17 protein-coding genes are annotated in these 17754 nt (G+C 65.1%); 9 read left to right on the forward strand and 8 right to left on the reverse strand.

The genetic code is table 11. From position 1 onward, the window contains the following. Positions 1–127: 127 nt before the first annotated feature. A complete protein-coding gene (rpoH, locus tag CHB90_RS05710; protein WP_089276894.1) occupies positions 128–1024 on the forward strand; it encodes an RNA polymerase sigma factor RpoH in 897 nt (298 codons plus the stop codon). A gap of 113 nt (positions 1025–1137) precedes the next feature. On the opposite strand, the gene CHB90_RS05715 is transcribed toward rpoH, so the two are convergent. Then, the gene (locus CHB90_RS05715) at positions 1138–2205 is read right to left on the reverse strand and encodes a leucine-rich repeat domain-containing protein (protein WP_089276895.1); all 1068 of its coding nucleotides are present in this window, start codon (positions 2203–2205) and stop codon (positions 1138–1140) included. Between the two features lie 125 nt (positions 2206–2330). Between CHB90_RS05715 and CHB90_RS05720 the strand changes: the two genes are divergently transcribed. Next, entirely contained in the window at positions 2331–3308 is a 978-nt protein-coding gene (locus tag CHB90_RS05720; protein WP_089276896.1) for a Gfo/Idh/MocA family protein, read from the forward strand. Here the strand turns inward: CHB90_RS05720 and CHB90_RS05725 are convergent. Both CHB90_RS05725 and CHB90_RS05730 read right to left on the reverse strand, forming a co-directional pair. Further along, positions 3305–5044, reverse strand: coding sequence for a hypothetical protein (locus CHB90_RS05725; protein ID WP_089276897.1), 1740 nt, complete (start codon positions 5042–5044; stop codon positions 3305–3307). The genes CHB90_RS05720 and CHB90_RS05725 overlap by 4 nt on opposite strands. Before the next feature lie 81 nt (positions 5045–5125). After that, complete coding sequence (locus CHB90_RS05730; RefSeq protein ID WP_089276898.1) at positions 5126–6091, reverse strand: NADPH:quinone oxidoreductase family protein; 966 nt, start codon at positions 6089–6091, stop codon at positions 5126–5128. Positions 6092–6379: 288 nt separating this feature from the next. Here CHB90_RS05730 and CHB90_RS05735 point away from each other — a divergent pair, with 288 nt between their 5' ends. The 4 genes from CHB90_RS05735 (at position 6380) to CHB90_RS05750 (ending at position 9641) form a co-directional block, all read left to right on the forward strand. Continuing rightward, positions 6380–6751, forward strand: coding sequence for a helix-turn-helix domain-containing protein (locus tag CHB90_RS05735; RefSeq protein WP_089276899.1), 372 nt, complete (start codon positions 6380–6382; stop codon positions 6749–6751). Positions 6752–6799: 48 nt separating this feature from the next. Next, positions 6800–7609 carry a histidinol-phosphatase gene (gene hisN / locus CHB90_RS05740; protein WP_089276900.1) on the forward strand — a complete coding sequence of 270 codons (810 nt, stop codon included), beginning with the start codon at positions 6800–6802 and terminating at the stop codon, positions 7607–7609. A gap of 86 nt (positions 7610–7695) precedes the next feature. Beyond that, positions 7696–9042: an 8-oxoguanine deaminase gene (locus CHB90_RS05745; protein ID WP_089276901.1), complete on the forward strand. Its 1347-nt coding sequence runs from the start codon at positions 7696–7698 to the stop codon at positions 9040–9042. A gap of 77 nt (positions 9043–9119) precedes the next feature. After that, on the forward strand, positions 9120–9641 hold the full coding sequence (locus tag CHB90_RS05750) for a CAP domain-containing protein (RefSeq protein ID WP_245823176.1): 522 nt from the start codon (positions 9120–9122) through the stop codon (positions 9639–9641). A 4-nt stretch (positions 9642–9645) separates the two neighbouring features. Here the strand turns inward: CHB90_RS05750 and CHB90_RS05755 are convergent, their stop codons facing one another. Continuing rightward, entirely contained in the window at positions 9646–10041 is a 396-nt protein-coding gene (locus CHB90_RS05755; protein ID WP_089276952.1) for a DUF6524 family protein, read from the reverse strand. A gap of 142 nt (positions 10042–10183) precedes the next feature. On the opposite strand from CHB90_RS05755, the gene CHB90_RS05760 reads away from it, so the two are divergent. Both CHB90_RS05760 and CHB90_RS05765 read left to right on the forward strand, forming a co-directional pair. Continuing rightward, positions 10184–11479, forward strand: coding sequence for an adenylosuccinate synthase (locus CHB90_RS05760; RefSeq protein ID WP_089276902.1), 1296 nt, complete (start codon positions 10184–10186; stop codon positions 11477–11479). A gap of 55 nt (positions 11480–11534) precedes the next feature. Beyond that, the gene (locus CHB90_RS05765; protein ID WP_089276903.1) at positions 11535–11762 is read left to right on the forward strand and encodes a DUF2842 domain-containing protein; all 228 of its coding nucleotides are present in this window, start codon (positions 11535–11537) and stop codon (positions 11760–11762) included. Positions 11763–11838: 76 nt separating this feature from the next. On the opposite strand, the gene CHB90_RS05770 is transcribed toward CHB90_RS05765, so the two are convergent. Then, complete coding sequence (locus CHB90_RS05770; RefSeq protein ID WP_089276904.1) at positions 11839–14151, reverse strand: hypothetical protein; 2313 nt, start codon at positions 14149–14151, stop codon at positions 11839–11841. 138 nt (positions 14152–14289) lie between these two features. Here CHB90_RS05770 and CHB90_RS05775 point away from each other — a divergent pair, with 138 nt between their 5' ends. Then, positions 14290–14976, forward strand: coding sequence for a thiamine diphosphokinase (locus CHB90_RS05775; RefSeq protein ID WP_089276905.1), 687 nt, complete (start codon positions 14290–14292; stop codon positions 14974–14976). Here the strand turns inward: CHB90_RS05775 and CHB90_RS05780 are convergent. The 3 genes from CHB90_RS05780 to purD are packed head-to-tail and all read right to left on the reverse strand — an operon-like array spanning position 14897 to position 17733. Continuing rightward, positions 14897–15847, reverse strand: coding sequence for a DMT family transporter (locus CHB90_RS05780; RefSeq protein WP_089276906.1), 951 nt, complete (start codon positions 15845–15847; stop codon positions 14897–14899). The genes CHB90_RS05775 and CHB90_RS05780 overlap by 80 nt on opposite strands. A 37-nt stretch (positions 15848–15884) precedes the next feature. Continuing rightward, complete coding sequence (locus CHB90_RS05785; protein ID WP_089276907.1) at positions 15885–16475, reverse strand: hypothetical protein; 591 nt, start codon at positions 16473–16475, stop codon at positions 15885–15887. Further along, the gene (gene purD / locus CHB90_RS05790; protein ID WP_089276908.1) at positions 16468–17733 is read right to left on the reverse strand and encodes a phosphoribosylamine--glycine ligase; all 1266 of its coding nucleotides are present in this window, start codon (positions 17731–17733) and stop codon (positions 16468–16470) included. Before purD ends, CHB90_RS05785 begins: the two co-directional genes overlap by 8 nt. Positions 17734–17754: the final 21 nt, after the last annotated feature.

Below are 17754 nucleotides of genomic sequence, written 5' to 3' on the forward strand. Positions count from 1 at the left end.
CCCGTGGCCGGTCATAGCTGCATGTCAAAGGAAACGCCGAGACCATCAGGACTTGAACTGAAGCGTTCAGTTCCCTAACTAATGTTAAACCCCGTAACATGCGGGTCCGAACGGAGGGACAAAAATCATGTCGAACTATGCAAATTTGCCGGCACCCTCGCCGGAAGCGGGCCTGAGCCGTTACCTTCAGGAAATCCGGAAATTTCCCCTACTGGAGCCGGAACAGGAATACATGCTGGCCAAACGCTGGGTCGAGGATGAAGACACCGAGGCAGCGCACCAGATGGTCACGTCGCACCTGCGGTTGGCGGCCAAGATCGCCATGGGCTATCGCGGCTACGGACTGCCGCAGGCCGAGGTGATTTCAGAGGCCAATGTGGGTCTGATGCAGGCGGTCAAACGGTTTGACCCGGAAAAAGGCTTTCGCCTTGCGACCTATGCGATGTGGTGGATCCGCGCGTCGATCCAGGAGTACATTCTGCGGTCGTGGTCGCTGGTCAAGCTGGGCACCACCAGCGCGCAGAAAAAGCTGTTTTTCAACCTGCGCAAGGCCAAGGCGCGCATCGGTGCGCTGGAAGAGGGCGACCTGCGCCCCGAACATGTACAGAAGATCGCCACCGATCTGGGCGTGACCGAAACCGAAGTCATCAGCATGAACCGGCGTCTGTCGGGCGGCGATGCGTCGTTGAATGCCACCGTCGGCTCTGAGGGCGAGGGCACGATGCAATGGCAGGACTGGCTGGAGGACGAAGACGCCGATCAGGCCGGGGATTACGCCGAACGCGATGAGCTGGAGGCGCGGCGCGCCCTGCTGGCCGAGGCGATGGATGTGCTGAACGACCGCGAAAAGGACATCTTGACCCAGCGCCGTCTGGCAGAGTCGGCGGTCACGCTGGAGGATCTGTCGGGACAATACGACGTGTCGCGCGAACGCATCCGCCAGATCGAGGTGCGCGCCTTTGAGAAACTGCAAAAGCGGATGCGCGAACTGGCCAAGGATCAAGGCATGCTGGCCAGCGCCTGAAACAGGACCGGCTGAGCAACCGGTTCTCAGACCCGGCCCAAGGCTTCCCTCACTTGTTCAAAGGCACGGGTTGGCCCCCATCGGTTCTCCGGTGGGGGCTTTTTCATGGCTGGTCAGTTTTCGTAGAGGGGGCCGCGCTTCCAGCCCTCGTTGGCGATGAAATCCGGTAGCAAGCCACTGGCCAGGATCTGGTCCGAGTTGATCCGCAGGATGATGTCCTTGCGGCTTTGCAGCAGCGGCGTGAAATCGGTGACACGGGTCACGTTCATGTAGATCGCCACCAGTTCCGGAAGACCGGCCAAGGGCGAAATGTCCGTCACCGGCGTGTCGGAAAAGCTGAGCAGTTGCAGCGCGGTCATATCCTTGACGGGCGACAGGTCCTGCACTTGGGTTCCGGTCAGGAACAGCGTCAACAGCTTGGTCTTGCCCCGGAGTGCCGAGATGTCGTTGATGCGGCTGTTCTTGGCGTGAACCGTGGTCAGGTTCTCTGCCGGTGCCAGCGCGGAAATATCGGTCAGGGACGACTCCTTGGCCAGCAAGTCCTTGAAGGCGGGGCCGACGATCAACCCGTCGAGGCTGTCGATCTGTTCGCCCTCGACATTCAGCACTTCCAGCGCCGGGGTCGGCCCCAGCCCTTGCAGGTCGGGCAGGGAGACATTCCCAAAGCCGAGGATCTTGAGGTTCACAAGCGCGCCGTCCGCGTTGAGGTCTCGCAGGTCAGGCCCGTTCAGGCGCAGGTTTTCGACCGTGCCCAGCGTCTCGCGCGGAAGGTCGGAAAGGCCAAGATCTTCCTTGATCCACAGGCCCCTCAGCAGGGGCATTCCGGCGAGAAAGCCGAAGTCCGTGATGCCATTGTCCTTGAGCCGGATCGCGACAATGCCGGGTTGGTCCAGCGTGTCCCAGCGGGCGCCGGGCAGGTCGTCGACCCTGAGGTAGGTCAGGGACGGCAGGTCGCCTATCGGCGTCAGGTCGACGGCGCGCGTCGCGTCGCCATCGCCTTTCAGCCTGACGGCCGTCACCCACGGGGTCTGCGCCAGTTTGTGCAGGTCGCCCAGCGTGTCGGGGCCAAGCCTGACCTCGGTGTCGTCGGGCGTCAGGCAGACGTCGCCCAACGGCACACAGTCCTGCGCGGCGGCCCCGAAGGCGGAGACGGCCAAGGCGAAACTTAGAGAACGAAACATGGATCTGGCCTGTTGTTGGCGGCGGTTTTCCGGCTGATGCCATTGCGCGTCAACGGGATCAAGCCGCTAGTTGCAGGTAGGCCGACATGCGGTAAGGTTGGCGCTAACGACTGGGGGAGCACAGTATGACAGATCACGTTCGTTGGGGGATTCTGGGAGCGGCGAAATTCGCCCGCCAACACATGGGACCGGCCCTTCACATGGGACGACGCGGGCGGCTGGCGGCGCTGGCGACATCGTCGCCGGACAAGGCCGCGCCCTTTGCGGCGCTGGCACCGGGGCTGCGGGTGCACGACAGCTATGACGCGCTATTGGCGGACCCGGAGATCGACGCGGTCTATGTGCCGCTGCCCAACCATTTGCACGTCGAATGGGCGCTGAAGGCGCTGGAGGCGGGCAAACACGTTCTGGTGGAAAAGCCGCTGGCGATGGCGGCGGCAGAGTTTGACCCGGTGATTGCCAAGCGCGATGAAACCGGCCTGCTGGCGGCTGAGGCCTTTATGATTGTCCACCACCCTCAGTGGCAAAAGGCCAGCCAACTGTATCAGGAGGGCGCGATTGGCAAATTGGTGCGCGTGTCAGCCGCGTTTTCCTATGACAACCGCACCGATGGGGACAACATCCGCAACCGCGCGGACACCGGCGGCGGCGCGGTGCCGGATATCGGCGTCTATATTTATGGCGCAACCCGGTTTGTGACCGGCGAGGAGCCGGAAAAGATCCTGTCGGCAGAGGTCGTGCGTGAAAACGGCGTGGATGTCTGGACGCATATCACCGCGCGCTTTCCCTCGTACCATTATACCGGCATCGTCTCTATGCGGATGGCGCCGTGGCAAGAGGTGGTCTTTCACGGTGAGGACGGCGTGATGAAGCTGACCGCGCCGTTTAACGCAGGCGTTTACGGTGAGGCGCGGGTGCTGGTGCAGTCCAAGGATCTGGTGGAGACGGCCTATCGCTTTCCGTCGGACAATCACTATGTCCATCAGGTTGAGGCGTTCAACGCCAGCGTGCTGGACCGGGTACACTATCCCTGCCCGCTGGAGTTCAGCCGTGGCACACAGGCGATGATCGACATGGTCTGGGCCAAGGAACAGGCGGGCTAAGGGGCCAGATCGGTCACGATGACCGCTGTCAGGGTGCCGTCGGGGGCGCGGGTGAGGGTGATGCCATCCGCCTCTTGCACCGCGTCGCGGCGGATGTGGGAATAGTCGCTCTCCATGATCGGATGGTTCGGAAAACGCAGCGGGACATAGTCGCGGGCCAGTTCCGGGCCGTCCAGAAAGCCCGACGCGGCGGCAAAGTTGCGCGCGCCAAAGATGAAATGCGGCTGTGTCTGCTCAAAGATATAGGCGCGCAGGAAATCCGCGTTGGCCATGTTCCTGGCCACGTCGCGGTCCACCAGCCCGCCCAGATCGACCAGCCCGATAGAGCGTTCATAGCTGATTGCGCCCGCGTCGTGATGGGCGAGCAGCGGGGTCTGGATGGTCATTTTTTCGGCCACCTTGGCAAAGTTCTGGCCGATCTCTGACACCACCGCCAGCGGCGTGGTCGGGTCGGCGTCGAACCTGTCCAGCTGAGTCAGCGTGTTGGCAAACAGCGCGATAGAGGCGATCGTGGCAAGCCAAGCCCGCGCGCGCAGGGAAAAGGCGTGGTCGATGGCCATGACCGCTGGCAGCACGATCAGCGGCAGCACTGGCATCAGGAACCGATACTGCCCCATCCAGTCGCCCTTGGCCCAGACGACAAAGCCGATGTGCCCGGCCAGCGCGGCAAAGATCAGCCAGCGGCGCGGCAGGCTGTCGCCCGCGCCGACCACCAGCACCAGCGGCAACAGCAGCAGCACCCCGCTGTCCTGCACCCCGGCCCAGACATAGCGCCAGCCGCCGCCAAAGGGATTGATCAGCCCGGCCAGGCTGCTGGCAGAGGTCTTGGCATGGTAGGGGTTGGGAAAGGGATCGCCGAAATAGTGCAGCCTGAAGGCCATCAGCCCGACAAAGGCGGCAAAGGGCAGGGCGGCAAGGATCAGGTTGCGCCACAGCCGGATGCGCCCCTCTTGCCGGTGGGTCATCCAGAGGGCGGTGACAAAGACGGCGATGACAATCAGCGGCGTTTCTGGCCGGGTCCAGACCAGCAGCGACAGCAGCAGCGCCACCGGCAGCCGCCAGAGGCGCAGATGGGCGGCGACCGCGATCAGCAGCAAGAGTAGCGCTTGCAGCGCGTGTTCCTGCCCCGAGGTCGCCCAGACCACGGTGGGGGCGGTGCCAATCGCCGCGACGCTCAGCACCATGGCCAGAGCGCTTTCGGTCACGCGCCAGACCCATGTCATGCTGATCCACAGCGTCAGGACCGTCAGCGCAAGGCCGATGGTTTTGGCCGCCATGGGGATATCGAAGGTCAGCAGATGCGCCAGCGCCAGTGTCGCCATCCAGAGCGTGCTGGAATAGCCCTCTGTCGGTGGTTGGCCGGGCTGAAAGGTAAGGCCCGCGCCCTCGGCCAAGGAGCGCGCGTAGGAAAAGGTGATGCCCGCGTCGTCGATCCACCATCCGCCCAGTTGTTGCGCATAGAGCAGGAAACAGGCGGTCAGCCCCGCGCCCATCAGCCAGAGCAGCCCGGTCACGGGGTGGCCCTCTGCCCGGCGGGTGTCGATCCACAGCGCCAGCGACAGCGCGATCATCCCGGCGCCAAAACCGCGCATCAGCCAGTCGCGCGTGTCCAGCGGGCCGGCCAGTTGCGCGACCCGCGCCAGCATGATCTCCGGCACGGCAAGCGCCGCGCCGCCAAGCGCCAACAACAGCAGATGCGCCACGAAGATCAGCAAGGCATTGGCGGTTCGGGTCATGGCTGGCCTTCCGGGATGGCGCACTCTGGGGCCGGGGCCCCTGCGCCGTGGTTAACCCGCGCCTATGGCGAAAGTTTGGCGTCAGGCGTCCAGCGTGATGACCACCTTGCCGGTGGATTTGCGGGTGCGCAGCAGCTCCATCCCCTCTGCCGCGCGGTCCAATGGCAGGACATGGCTGACATGGGGGGTGATGCGCCCCTCGGCGTGCCATGCCATCAGTTGCGCCAGCGATCCGGTCAGCACCTCGGGGCGAAAGCCCAGATACCCGCCCCAGTACAGACCCATCACCGACAGGTTCTTGACCAGCAGGTGGTTGGCCTTGATCTGTGGCACCTCGCCAGAGGCAAAGCCGATGGTCAGGATGCGCGCCTCGGGGCGGCAGGATCGGAACGCGGCCTGAAACTGGTCGCCGCCCACCGGGTCATAGACCACATCCGCGCCGCCAAGCGCCTTCATCTCGGCGCGGATGTCGGCATCGGTGGCGTCGATCAGGTGGTCGGCGCCCGCCGCCTTGGAGGCGGCCAGCTTGTCCGCGCCGCGCGCGCAGGCGACGACGCGCGCGCCCATCAGCTTGCCGATCTCCACCGCCGTCAGGCCGACACCGCCCGCAGCCCCCAGCACCAGCAGCGTCTCACCGGGCATCAGGCGGGCGCGGTGGTCCAGCGCCACATGGCTGGTGCCATAGGCAATCTGAAAGGCCGCCGCATCGACCCAGCCCATCGTGTCAGGCAGATGCACCGCGCGGGCGGCCGGAAAACAGCCGTAGTCCGCCAGTCCGCCTTGGCCACCAAACACCGCCACCCGGTCACCGGGTTTGAACCCCTCAACATCCGGCCCCAATGCATCGACGGTACCGGCAACCTCCATCCCCAGGGTAAAGGGCAGGGCGGGGGTGTCCTGATAGGTGCCCGTCTGCATAAGCAGATCGGCAAAGTTCAACCCGCAGGCGGCGATGCGCAGCCGGATCTCACCCAAGGCGGGCTCTGGCACCGCGATATCGGTCAGGCAAGGCGGGCTGTTGTGGTCGGTCAGATAGTAGGCGCGCATGGCAGTCTCCGCTGATGATCTGGCCGCTGGTTAGCCGAGATCGGGCCAAAGGCAAAGCCACCGAAACCCACGTTTGTGCCGCAAAGGTATCCAAAGGGATAAGATCCCCGTTCAACTTTGTCGTGTTTTCCTGTTTCACTTTCCATCATTGGGTGGTCGTGCGACTTGATTTGAAGACCCGTTATGATGTAGCAATTCTAATATGTAAGTGCAGGATGATGCTGGTCCTGGGGGGATGGGGTTCGATCCCGGCGCATCTGGTCACACCCATTGTACAGGAAGACTCAGATGGCGCATCCCGTTGATGTTCATGTCGGCAAACGCATTCGGTATCGCCGGTGGCTGGTTGGTATGACCCAGCAGCAACTGGCGGAACGCGTCGGTATCAAGTTTCAGCAGATTCAGAAGTATGAAACCGGTGCCAATCGCGTCAGCGCGTCCCGGCTTTGGGATATTGCGGATGCACTGGATGTGCCCGTGAACTTCTTCTTTGAGGGAATCGAGAGCGAAGGCGCCGGATCACAGACCGGCGAAACCGTTCCGGCAGACATCATGGGCGACAAGGAGGCACTGGATCTGGTGCGTTCTTACTATGCGATCCCGGAAAACCAGCGCCGCCGCCTGTTTGAACTGGCGCGCGTGCTGTCCGAGGTGGCTTGAGCCGGTCCTGTCCCTGCTGTAGCCCGGTGACGGGCACAGGAGGGACATATGGACCGGATCGCAGCCAACCTTGTAACCGAGGTGATCGAAACCGCTGAGGCCTTGGCCGATGCGGCGGGTAAGGTGATTCTGCCCTATTTTCGTCAACACGGTTTGGCCACCGAAAACAAGGCAACCGGCGCCGCATTCGATCCGGTGACGGTTGCGGACCGGGCAGCGGAACGCGCGATGCGCGATCTGCTGGCGCAGCGCCGACCGAACGACGCGATTCTGGGTGAGGAATATGGAACCAGCGCGGGCGATAGCGGCCTGACCTGGGTTCTGGACCCGATCGACGGCACACGGGGTTTCATGTCCGGCACGCCCACATGGGGGGTGCTGATTGCGGTGCGTGACGCCCAAGGCCCGCTCTATGGCGTGATCGATCAACCCTATACGCAAGAGCGGTTTCGCGGCGGATTGGGTCGGGCAGAATTCGCCGGGCCGCATGGCGCAGGCGCGCTGGGCACGCGTACCACGGGGCAACTGGATCAGGCGATTCTGTTCACCACCTTCCCCGAGGTCGGAACCCTCGATGATCGCGCCGGGTTTGAACGGGTCGCGGCGCAGGTGAAACTGGTGCGCTATGGCATGGATTGTTACGCCTACGCGCTGCTGGCGGCGGGGCAGATCGATCTGGTGATCGAGGCCGGGCTGCAAACCTATGACATCATGGCCCCCATCGCGGTGATCGAGGCCGCAGGCGGCATTGTCACCAACTGGGAGGGCGGCCCGGTGCATGAGGGCGGGCGCGCGGTGGCCGCCGCCACGCCGCAGGTGCACGCCGCCGCGCTGGACCTGTTGCACACAAAAGGGTAAGACCGACGTGCAGAGCGCGTGTCCTTCCCCTTTCTGGCGCGTTCCGGCGGATCTCTCACCGAAACGGGGTTTTGTGAGAGGCTGATATGGCACATACCGAAATTCTCATCCGTAATGCGCGCACCGTCCTGTGCATGGATGACGCGCGGTCCGAACTGACGGGCGTCGATCTGCGCCTGCGGGGTGGCGTGATCGCAGAGATCGGCGCGGGTCTGACCAGCGACGGCACGGTGATCGACGCGGGCACCTGTCTGGTCACGCCCGGATTGGTGAACACGCATCACCATCTGTACCAAACGCTGACCCGCGCGGTGCCCGGCGGGCAGGATGCGCTGTTGTTTGGCTGGCTCAAGACGCTGTATCCGATCTGGGCGCGCTTTGGCCCCGAAGAGATGTTTGTCTCAGCGCAGGTGGGGCTGGCGGAACTGGCGCTGTCGGGCTGTACGCTGGCCTCGGATCACCTGTACCTCTATCCCAATGGCGCGCGGCTGGACGATACCATCGCGGCGGCGGCAGAGGTGGGGCTGCGGTTTCATCCGACCCGCGGCGCCATGAGCATCGGCGAAAGCGCCGGGGGCCTGCCGCCCGACAGTTTGGTCGAGCATGAGGCCGCGATTCTGGAGGATTGCATCCGGTTGATCGACGCGCACCACGACCCGCGACCGGGGGCCATGGTGCGCGTGGGCGTCGCGCCCTGTTCCCCGTTCTCCGTCAGCCGCGATCTGATGCGCGACGCCGCGCTACTGGCGCGCGACAAGGGGGTGATGCTGCACACCCATCTGGCGGAAAACGATGAGGATATCGCCTATTCTCTGGCGCAGTTCGGCTGTCGCCCCGGTCAATACGCCGAGGATCTGGGATGGACCGGGACGGACGTCTGGCACGCCCATTGCGTCAAACTGGACGCGCAGGAGATTGACCTGTTTGCCCGCACACGGACCGGCGTGGCCCATTGCCCCTGTTCCAACTGCCGTCTGGGCAGTGGAATAGCGCCGGTTCGGGCGATGCGGGACGCAGGCGTGAAGGTCGGGCTTGGCGTCGATGGATCGGCCAGCAATGATATCGGCAACCTTGTGGCCGAGGCGCGGCAGGCCATGCTGTTGCAGCGGGTCACACGCGGGGCCGACGCCATGAGCGCGCGTGAGGCGCTGTGGATTGCGACACGCGGGGGGGCCGAGGTGCTGGGCCGCGACGATTGCGGTCAGATCGCGGTGGGCAAGCGGGCGGATCTGGCACTGTGGGACATGAATGGGCCGGAAAGCGCCGGTAGCTGGGACCCGGCGGCCCTGCTTCTGGCCGGACCGCAGCGGGTGCGATATCTTCTGGTTGAGGGCCGCACGGTGGTCGAGGACGGGCAAATCGTCAGCTTCGATCTGGAGCGTGCCATTGCCACGCAGAACAGGCTGGCACGGCGGTTGTCCGAACAGGTCTGACGGTCTGGTCTGACGGTCTGGTCTGACGGTCTGGTCTGGCCGTCCGGCGGGCCAGTCTGGCGGGGGAGAACATGGACATGATGCGGCTGGTTTCAATGGTGGCGCTTTGCGCCCTTCTTGCGTCCTGCGGCGGGTGGCGCACGCAGGACCGGGGCGGGTGGCAGCCTTTCCCGCGTTCACAGATCAGCCGGGCGCAGGCCAGCCCCGTGGCTGCACCCGCTGCTCCGCTCAGTCCCGCCAGCGCGCGGCAGGCGCTGAACGCCTTCCGCGCCGAAAACGGGCTGGGCCCGGTGTCGACCAATCCGCAACTTGAAAAGGCGGCGCAGAGCCATGCGCGCGACATGGCGCGCAGCGGGATCTTTGATCATCGCGGATCGGATGGCAGCGATCCGCTGGTGCGGGTGCAGCGGGCAGGCTACAGCGCCTGCTATGTCTCGGAAAACATCGCCCGCGGCCAACGCTCTCTGTCAGAGGTCATGGTGGCCTGGGCGAATTCGCCGGGGCACCGCCGCAACATGCTCAGCGATAGCGCCTCGGAATTTGCGCTGGTGCGCGGCGCGGGTGACAACTGGGTAATGGTGCTGGGGCGCAGCTGCTGAGGCGCTATTCCTCGACGTCGTCCATATCGACCTGACCCGACAGCTTGCGCCGGATGATCGACCAGCTGAGGCCGACCCCCAGAACCAGCGAGAGCGCGAAAATTCCGACCCAAGTGGCAAGCTTTGGATTGCTGAGATCGACCACGCCGTAAAAGATCAGCACCCAGAGAATCGCTGCCACCAGCGCCAGGATCAGCGCCATGCCGAACAGGCCGATCGACCGCAGCGTGGCGCGCAGATAGATGATGTAGCCGATCAGCAGCACAAGGCCGAGCAGCACGACAACCGGCATTTGCGTGTCGAAATTGGCCGACGCCCAGCGGACATAGTTCCATTGCGTCGGATTGAACGTCGCTGCCAGCAGCACAAAGGCAAAGAGCCAGCGCAGAAAGAAACTCATTTTGGTGGCCTCCCGGGGTTTGGTGCCTTGCTGCCCTGACAAGCCGCCCCTGTCCAGCCTCTTGCGGCGTTTTTGCGGTTTCGCAGGCGGGATTGCGCGCGTATACACACGCGGGTTTGCAACGCCGGTAAAGGGGAAAACCATGGCAAATGTGGTCGTCGTGGGCGCGCAGTGGGGTGATGAGGGCAAGGGCAAGATCGTCGACTGGCTGTCCAGCCGGGCGGATGTGATCTGCCGCTTTCAGGGCGGTCACAATGCGGGTCATACCCTTGTCGTCGATGGCAAGGTCTACAAGCTGCACGCGCTGCCGTCCGGCGTTGTGCGCCGGGGCAAGCTGTCGGTGATCGGCAATGGTGTTGTGCTGGACCCCTGGCACCTGATGCAGGAAATCGAAACCGTGCGTGCGCAGGGCGTTGAAATCACGCCCGAAACGCTGATGATCGCGGAAAACACGCCGCTGATCCTGCCGATCCACGGCGAGCTGGACCGCGCGCGCGAAGAGGCCGCCAGCAAGGGCACCAAGATCGGCACCACCGGGCGCGGCATCGGCCCCGCCTATGAGGACAAGGTGGGTCGCCGGGCGATCCGCGTCGCGGATCTGGCCGATGATGCCACGCTGGAGGCGCGGGTGGACCGCGCCTTGCAACACCACGATCCGCTGCGCCGGGGACTGGGGATCGCCCCGGTCGACCGCGCCGCACTGATCGCGCAACTGCGTGAGATCGCTCCGAAAATTCTGGAATACGCCGGGCCGGTCTGGAAGATCCTGAACGAAAAGCGCCGCGCCGGGGACCGCATTCTGTTCGAGGGCGCGCAGGGCGCGCTGCTGGACATCGACTTTGGCACCTATCCTTTTGTCACCTCGTCAAACGTGATCGCGGGACAGGCGGCGACCGGCACCGGGATCGGGCCGGGGGCGATTGATTTTGTGCTGGGCATCGTCAAGGCCTACACCACCCGCGTCGGTGAGGGGCCGTTCCCGACCGAACTGCTGGACGCCGACGGCCAGCGGCTGGGCGAACGCGGGCATGAGTTTGGCACCACCACCGGGCGCAAGCGGCGCTGCGGCTGGTTCGACGCTGTGCTGGTGCGCCAGACCTGCGCCACCTCGGGCGTCAACGGCATCTCCTTGACCAAGCTGGACGTGCTGGACGGGTTCGAGACGCTCAAGATCTGCGTCGGCTACGATCTGGACGGCACGCGACTGGACTATCTGCCGTTTGCGTCCGAACAGCAGGCGCGCTGTGTGCCGATCTACGAGGAAATGGACGGCTGGGCCGAGTCGACAGAGGGCGCGCGCAGCTGGGCCGATCTGCCGGCGGCGGCGATCAAATACGTCCGCCGGGTCGAGGAACTGATCGGCTGTCCGGTGGCACTGTTGTCGACCTCGCCGGAACGCGACGACACGATTCTGGTCACCGACCCCTTCGAGGACTAAATCCGCAGGCAAGGGCGAGGGTTTGTCCCGCCGTGCGGTCGAGAGGAGCAAGAACATGGCACTCAGCTACAAGGCGCGCAAGCGGTGGTCTCTGTTTGTGCTGCTGGTGGGATTCCCGCTGTATATCGTTCTGGCCTGGGGCATCCTGAGCCGAATGAACCTGTGGGAATTGCCGCTGTTGGTGGAACTGGTGGTTTATGTATTCTTTGGCGTTGCGTGGATTTTTCCGCTCAAACCGATCTTCAAGGGCGTTGGCCAGCCCGACCCGGACGCCAGGGACTGATCCCTGTCGTACTTGGACAAGAAAAAGCCCCCCGCGACATCGGTCGCGGGGGGCTTTTTGGTGCGCTGTCACAGGCTCAGCCGGTGGCGGCGGGCTTGAAGCTGATGGTCTCGGCGGCGGTGAAACGCCCGCCGGATGTCTTGCGGATCTTGCCCTCACGCAACAGCTGTCCAAAGCTGCGCAAACGGTCCTCCCGCGAGCTGTCGGATACTTCGGCCTGCCGCAGGGTGGTCATCAACTGCGGGCGCGAGAACTGGTCGCGGCCCTCGACATAGGACATGTAGGCGGCGGCGGCCTCCAGCAGTTCCGGCAGGCCCTTGACCCCCACATCCGCGGCGAAGGCGGCAAAGCCTGACTCCTCGGTGGCGGTTTGCGGGACCGGGTCGGTGCGGCGGACGCGGCGGGGACGGACCGGCCCGGCGTCGGGTCCGCTGTCCTCGGTGGCCACGACCCGCTGTTCGGCCACCAGTTTCAGCGGCGTCGGAACATGGGTTTCGGGGCGTTCGGTGGGGCGGGTCACGCTTTGCGGGCGGCGCGGACGCACCACGCTGGCCAGATCCTCGCGGTAGGGTTCCTGTTCGTCGGCGGCGTCGGCCTTTTGGCCCAGCAGGCGGTCGGCCTTGGTCGCGGCGACAGCGGCGCGCAGATGCGCAATGGCGCTGCGGCGGCGGTTGCCTTCGGGTTCGTCCATCGCGCTGTCGGTCTGGTCCATCAGGCGCGAGGTGTCGCCGTCCTCGACCTCATGTTCGGTCAGCAGGGCGCGGGCCGGGCTGGCCAGTTTGACGGCCTTGCGAGCGCTGCTTTGCATGTCGCTGTCCGGGTCCGCATCGGCAGGCGCCTGGGGCGCGGCGATAGGATTGTCCAGCCGCAGCGGCGCGGCATGACCGGACACAGCGGTGTCGTCGGTGTCGTCCGGGGCGGCATCCTCCATGCCCGGCATGGTCGAGGCAAAGGTCGGGTCCGGCGCGGTATCGTCGTCGTCCCACGCGCCGAAATCGCTGGCGAGTTCGGCCTTTACGGCGGCGAGTTCGCGGGCCAGTTCCTCTTCTTCATCGGGTGACAGGCTGCTGATGTCCGACGTTGCCACCGGCGGCGGCGACAGCTGTTCTGGCGCGACTTCGGGCACTTCTTCCAACATGCCGTCGTCGATCGCCTGTTCAAAGGCGGCGCGCTTGACCTTGACCACGCGGGCGCGCAGGGGGGCGGCCTGTGTGGCGGGTTCGGGCGGTTCAGCCGCCTCGGCCTTTGGGGCGGACCGGGGCGTCAACGGCCCTTCTTCGGCAGACCAGCTTCGGCCAAGGGCCGCTTCGACGGCTTCGATCGTGTCGGTGTCGTCGTGGTCGTCTTGGTCGATCTCGGCACTGTCGCGCGCGGCGGTTTCCGGTTCAAACGCGTCGTCATCATCGTAACCGACATCGTCGTCGTCACGGGTCTGGCCGGTGGCGAGCGCTGCGACGGCGGATACTGCGGCAGCAAGCGGCAGTGCGTCTGCGGGCGCATCGTTCTCGTCCTTGTCGTCGTCGGTGGCCATCAGGCTGGCCACGGCGGCGTCGAGCACGCTGTCATTGTCGTCGTCTTCGTAGTCGTCGTCTTCGCGGTCCAGATCGTCGCCAAGGTCAGTAGACTCGGCATCGCCGCTCTCGACCACCAGTTCGTCCAGCAGCGATTCGAGCGCGTCGTCGCGGGTTTCTTCGACAAGGGGCTCGTCGATGCGGGCCTCTTCGACGGGAACCTCGTCTTCCGGTGTCTCTTCGATCAGCGACATCTCTTCGGGCGTCTCATCGAACAGCGGTTCCTTGACCTCGGCCGCATCGGTGAGCGTGTTCTCGACCCGCGCTGACATATCCGGCGCGTCATCTTCGGCGTCGGTGTCGGAGATCTGCGCGACAACGGCGCGGATGCGGTCCAGCTTGGCGGCGATTCCGTCCGGAGCGGAGGCGTGCGGAGCAGGCGCCGCCTCCGGTCCGTCGGGCACCAGGTCGTCCAGCACGGCCTCATGGTCGAGGTCGGCGGCGTCCGGCGCCAAAGTCTCTGCCAGAACGGCGGTGGCCTCGATGGTGTCATCATCGGGCAGCAGTTCATCCGCATGGCTTGCGGGTCTGCTCATCGCGGCGGCCATGGCCCCGGCAGAGGCCGCGGCGGCCATCACCCGTGGCGGGCTGCCCAGCGACAGGGTGCCGCCGGTGTCGGCCATCCGGTCACGCAGGTATTCGGTGGCCAGTTCAGGATCGAATTGCGGTGGTTCCGCGCCGAAAAACCGATCCTCGCCCACAACGCCGCGAAAGAAATGCGTCGTCTCCTTGACCACTTCCATTGGATCGTCAAATCCTTCGGCGGTACAGGAGAAGGTGCCATAGGACACGGTCAGGATCTTGCTCGAACTCACCATGGTCTGCTCACTTTCATTCGTTCTGCAACAGTGTGTTTACCACGTTGACCGAGACGAAAGCTGTTCGAATCTGTGCCGTCAACGGTATCATTTCATGACCGGATTGTGATCTGTTTCCCAAACCGTCATTAATCGGCCATGAAAGTTAAAATTGTTCACGACGATGCGCCGGTGTTGCTGGTCGGTGGCGGAGAGGTCGACCAGCAGGTTCTGGCGGCGGCCCTGCCCGCAGCGGGGCAGGTAGTGGCCGCCGACGGCGGCGCGGCGCAGGTGCTGGCGCTGGGGCGGATGCCCGACGCCGTTTACGGCGACATGGATTCGCTGGCGCCAGAGGTGCAGGCGCAGCTGGACGACGGCGTGCTGCGCGCGATCCCGGAACAGAACAGCACCGATTTCGACAAATGCCTGCGCCACATCGAGGCGCCTCTGGTCTTTGGCTACGGGTTTCTGGGTCACAGGCTGGACCATCAGCTTGCCGCGATGACCGTGCTTGTCAAACACCCCGACCGGCGCTGCCTGCTGATCGGGGCAGAGGATGTCGTGATGGTCTGCCCGCCGCACCTGTCGCTGGACCTGCCGGGGGGCACGCGGTTCTCGCTGTATCCGATGGCGCCGGTCACAGGCCGGTCGAACGGCCTGCACTGGCCCATCGACGGGTTGGCGTTCACGCCCGCAGGCACCATCGGCACCTCCAACACGGTCGACGGCCCGGTGCGGCTGCACATGGACGGGCCTGCTATGCTGCTTATCCTGCCGGTGGCGTGCCTGAGTGCATTGCTTGCGGGGCTGGCGGACGCGCCCGAAACATGGCCCGCTCTCGGATAACGATGTACAGGCCCGCGCCGATGGTGATGGCAATGCCCACCGTGGCCAGTGCGCCGGGCAGGTCACCAAAGATGGCAAAGCCCACGGCGGTGGCAAAGGGGATCTCCAGGTACTGCATCGGGGCCAGCGTCGAGGCGGGCGCATAGCGCAGCGACCATGTCATCAGCAGATGCGCAAAGGTTCCGGCGGTGCCCATCATCACGATCAGGGTCCAGCCGCGCGCGTTCGGGGCGACCCAGTCCAGCTCTGGCAACAGCCCCGCAGGCGTCAACGCCATCACCGGCACAAGCAAGGCCAGCGCAATCAGCGCCGAGACCGCCTGCATCCCGATCGGGTCGGTTGTCCCGGCAATGCGCCGCGTCACCAGCATGAACAGCGAAAACACCAGCGCCACCCCCAGCGGCAACAGCGCGGGCCAGCCGATGTCGGTAAAGGCGGGCTGCACCACCAGCAGCGTCCCGGCAAAGCCTACCGCGCAGGCGGTGAACCGTCGGACGCCCACCTCTTCGCCCAGAAACCAGTAGCCCAGCAGCAACATGATAAAGGGCATCACAAAGGCGATGGCCACCGCGTCGGCCAGCGGCAGGTAGAGCAGCGCGCTGAACATCAGCGAAATGCCCGCGATGTGCAGCAGGGTCCGCAACACGACAAAGCCGAATTCGACGCGGCTCATCCGCCAGACCCGCCGGGTGGCCAGTGTCAGAGGCACAAGGATCAGCGCCTGAAAGGCAAACCGCAGGGTGACCAGCTGACCCACCGCCATCTCCGGGCCCAACAGCTTGGCCAGGGAATCGCCAAAGGGTGCCAGCAGGCAAAAGCCCAGCATCAGGGTGATGCCCAGCAGCGGCTTGTCGTGGTCAGAGGTGCTCATGGCGCGACCCTAGCGGGCGTCGCGGGCGGGTGAAATGTCAAACGCGCTGGTCAGGGGCTTTTGGCAGGTCGAGCAGATCGACAATGGCGGGCAGCGCCGACACCGGGATCTCCAACGGTGTGCGCCACAGCGCATGGCGATGCATCAGTACAGCGCCGAACAGCGCCAGCAGGGTCACAGGGACAATCATGCCGAGCAACCGGTCGGAACTGACGCCAGTGGCCAGCGCCGCAATGCCGATCCCCAGACCCATGACCAGCGACAGGACTCCGATGCCAAACCACAGCGCCCGTATTGCGCCGGCCTCGCCGATTTTCACCGGCAGGTCCGGGGCGCGGCTGGACAGGTGTTCGGACACCCGGCGACACAGGGCGCGGTGGGCGGCGCGGTTCGGATCGTCCGGGGGCAGGCCGAGGCGGGTGTTGACCGAAATGCGGCACAGCCCCGAGGCCCCCCTGAGGTCAAGCCGCCGCATCCGTATCAGCTGGACCGTCGTGTCGACAAAATTCGCCGTTTCGATCCCGGTCAGGTCACAGGTGCCTTGCGGGCCGGTCAACAGATCACCCTCCAGACGCCAGGTGACGGTTTTCCCGATCGGGGCCAGCCGGAACGTGAAGTCCTCAGTCAAGGGCGCGCCAGCCGATGTCGCGGCGGAACACCCCCTGCGGCCAGTCCACGGCATCGACCATGGCATAGGCCCGGTCACGCGCCTCTTGCAGGGTGGCGCCGCGCGCGGTGGCGTTCAGCACCCGTCCGCCATTGGCCATAACCTTGCCGCCTTCGGCCTTGGTGCCTGCGTGGAACATCATCTGGAAACTGTCCTCGGGCAGGGCGTCCAACCCGCCGATCACCGTGCCCTTGTCATAGGCACCCGGATAGCCGTCGGCGGCCAGCACGACGGTCATGGCGTGGTCGTCGGCCCAGGTGACCTGCGCCTCTGCCAGCCGCCCCTCGGCGCAGGCATGCATCAGGTCCAGCGCCTGCGCGCCCAGACGCAGCATCAGCACCTGACATTCCGGGTCGCCAAAGCGCGCGTTGAATTCCACCAGCCGGGGTTCCCCGTCCTCGATCATCAGGCCCACATACAGCACGCCCTGATAGGGCATCCCGCGCTTGACCATCTCGGCCATGGTGGGGCGCACGATCTGGTCCAGCGCCTTTTGCGTGACCTCGGGGGTCACCACCGGGGCGGGGGAATAGGCCCCCATGCCGCCGGTGTTGGGGCCGGTATCGCCCTCACCGATGCGCTTGTGATCCTGCGCGGTGCCGATGGGCAGGCAGGTTTCGCCATCGACCAGCACAAAGAAAGACGCCTCTTCGCCGGTCATGAAATCCTCGATCACGATCTCGGCCCCGGCCTCGCCAAAGGCACCGCCGAACATCTCATCGACCGCGGCCTTGGCGGTGGCCTCATCCATCGCCACAACCACGCCCTTGCCCGCGGCCAGCCCGTCTGCCTTGACCACGATGGGCGCACCGACGGCCTCGATATAGTGGTGCGCGCCCGAGGCGCCGTTGAAGGCGACCCAACCGGCCTGCGGCGCGTCGGCGGCATCGCAGATCTCCTTGGTGAACTTCTTGGAGGCCTCCAGCTGGGCCGCCGCCGCAGAGGGGCCAAAGACTAGAATGCCCGCCTCGCGCAGGCGGTCGGCCACACCTGCCGCCAGAGGGGCCTCGGGGCCGATGATCACCAGGTCGATGGCGTGTTCGCCGGCGAATTCGGTCACGGCACCCGGGTCTTCGATGTCCAGCCGGGCGCATTCGGCGATCTGTTCGATGCCCGCGTTGCCCGGCGCCACGATCAGCTTGTCGCACTTGGGGTTTTGCAGGGTGGCCCATGCGAGGCTGTGTTCGCGGCCGCCGCCGCCGAGGATTAGGATATTCACGCCGGGATTCCCTTCCGCTAG

The sequence above is a fragment of the Antarctobacter heliothermus genome (assembly GCF_900188425.1).
In the GTDB taxonomy this organism is placed as follows: domain Bacteria; phylum Pseudomonadota; class Alphaproteobacteria; order Rhodobacterales; family Rhodobacteraceae; genus Antarctobacter; species Antarctobacter heliothermus.